At 32.0% G+C, this 2,050-nt stretch carries 1 protein-coding gene; it reads left to right on the top strand.

Features of this window, described 5'->3' with window-relative positions; translation table 11 throughout:
- The first annotated feature begins 97 nt into the window (after positions 1–97).
- Positions 98–1,819 (top strand): right-handed parallel beta-helix repeat-containing protein, encoded by a 1,722-nt coding sequence (locus IJ258_RS05525; protein ID WP_292804130.1) that lies wholly within the window; start codon positions 98–100, stop codon positions 1,817–1,819.
- The last annotated feature ends 231 nt before the right edge of the window (positions 1,820–2,050 follow it).

The following is a 2,050-nucleotide window of genomic DNA, read 5'->3' as shown; positions in this document are numbered from 1 at the left end:
TTTATTAATATAATATTATAAAATATATTTTTATCATTTTATAATGAGTAACAAATTATATTAATAAGCGAAAAATAAATTTATTTCATATAAAATAATGAACAAATTTGTTCTTTTCTTATTAGGTCTAACCTTAATAACCTCAAAAACAATCACAACAACAGATTTAGCCAGTGCTATTTCTCAAGCTTCGGCCGGAGATACAATTGAAATCAAATCAGGGACATATACTGCAGTTCCATATTCATTAAGAAGTGGTTCCGAAGGAAAACCGATAACTATTAAAGCTGCCGAAGGTGCAAAAGTAGTCTTCGTTGGTACATCAACCAGTTGTATCTTTGATACTTATGGAATTTCCTATGTTAACATCGAAGGTCCTTTCGAATTAAAAAATGCTTATTGCGGTGCCAAATTGATGAATTCTAACCATGTTAATGTTAGCGGATTAACTGTTCATGATGTTCAATATCATGGTATTGTTGTCTCAGGACATTATAATACAATTTTCGATAATGAAGTATATAACTGTGTCTTAGAAAATAAAGCCACTGCTACATCAAGAGAATATGGATGGAGTCAATGCGTTGCTGTTTGGGGTACTTCTTGGGGAGTTATGTCCACTAACATTGTTTTCAAAAACAATAAAATCCATGAAGCTTGGGGAGAAGGTCTTGACTTCTTAGAATGTGACACATGCTCAGCTATTGGAAATGAAATCACTAATGGTTTCTCTATGAATATTTATATTGATGCCAGTAGAAACATTGTTGTTGATGGAAACACCTTAAGAGTAAATACTGATACTTATAATACTAAATGGGGAAGAGCTTGCGGTGTTGGTATGGCTCCTGAATCCGGTGGAATTACCATTGCAAATATCGAAATCAAAAATAATGTTATGATCGGAACTAGAATGGGTATTTATTTCTTCACTATGGGAACTGGCGGTGGATATGATAAAATCAAAATATTCCACAATACTTTATGGAATGTCTCAGTTACTCCTATATGGTTCAGAGCTCCTAATAATACTCCTACTCAATGCGAAATGAAAAACAACTTCATTTATCACACTGGTGAAATAGAATTTAGTCCAAAATCATCCTGGGATTTAGGATATAACTATTTCTATAACACTTGGAATGTTCCCGGACTTTATTATGATTCAACCTCAAAATCAGCTCATACTTTAGACTTAAACGGAATTTTCAATAATAATGCTAACTGTAATTATTGGGATCAAAATGTGCCAGCTTCATGCTTACATCCCAGCAAAAATCCTGGATATTTCAAATTAGAAAATGCCGGTACTGCTACTTCTGTTGATACTGATTTCGGTGGATGCGAAAGAAGTGCCAAAAATCCTACTGTTGGTGCTTTTGAATATACTGAAGGATGCGGCTCAGATGAAGTCGTTGATGTTGTCACTGATGTCGCTGATGAAACTGATGCAGTTGATACTACCGAAGGAACCACATCAGAATATGATGTCAAAATTAAAATAAATTATTGTACTTCTAATGGTCAAATTGTAAGACTTGTTGGTTCTCATTGCTCTTGGAGTGTTGGTTCCTGCACTGCTATGACAAATGAAGGAAGCTGCAATTGGTCAGCTACTTTCACTACTGCTCAAACTTTCAATTATAAATTTGTAATTGCTAATGGAAGCTCAGCTTCAAGATGGGAAAGTGATCCAAATAGACAATTCAATGGAGCAAGTTTGAAAAAACTTGCTGATTCTGTTGCTACTGGAAGCTATGAAACTTGTACTTATAAAAAAGTAGGAAGTGTTATTACTATGACTTGCTTCTGGAGATAAATGAGATGAAATTTGGTAATAATATTCTTAAATAGTATATTTAACTTATATTAAATGTTATATATCTATTGATATAAACTTATTTCAAACTCAATTGTCATATAATTGTTTTAGGATTAATTATTTAATTTTTCATTAATAAATAATTTTTATTATTTTTTTTAATCATTTATTTTAAATTTTAAATTCATTAAAAATACAAAAATTCTATGGGGATTGGGGATTGGGGAT

Origin of the sequence: Methanobrevibacter sp. (assembly GCF_017468685.1) — an archaeon.
In the GTDB taxonomy this organism is placed as follows: Archaea; Methanobacteriota; Methanobacteria; order Methanobacteriales; family Methanobacteriaceae; genus Methanocatella.
Note: the sequence above shows the minus strand (reverse complement) of the source record. Positions and strands in the feature narration are given on the sequence as shown.

Bases quoted from the DNA above. Each gene is read 5' to 3' on its own strand.
- IJ258_RS05525 (WP_292804130.1), top strand. From the start codon at position 98: ATGAACAAATTTGTTCTTTTCTTATTAGGTCTAACCTTAATAACCTCA.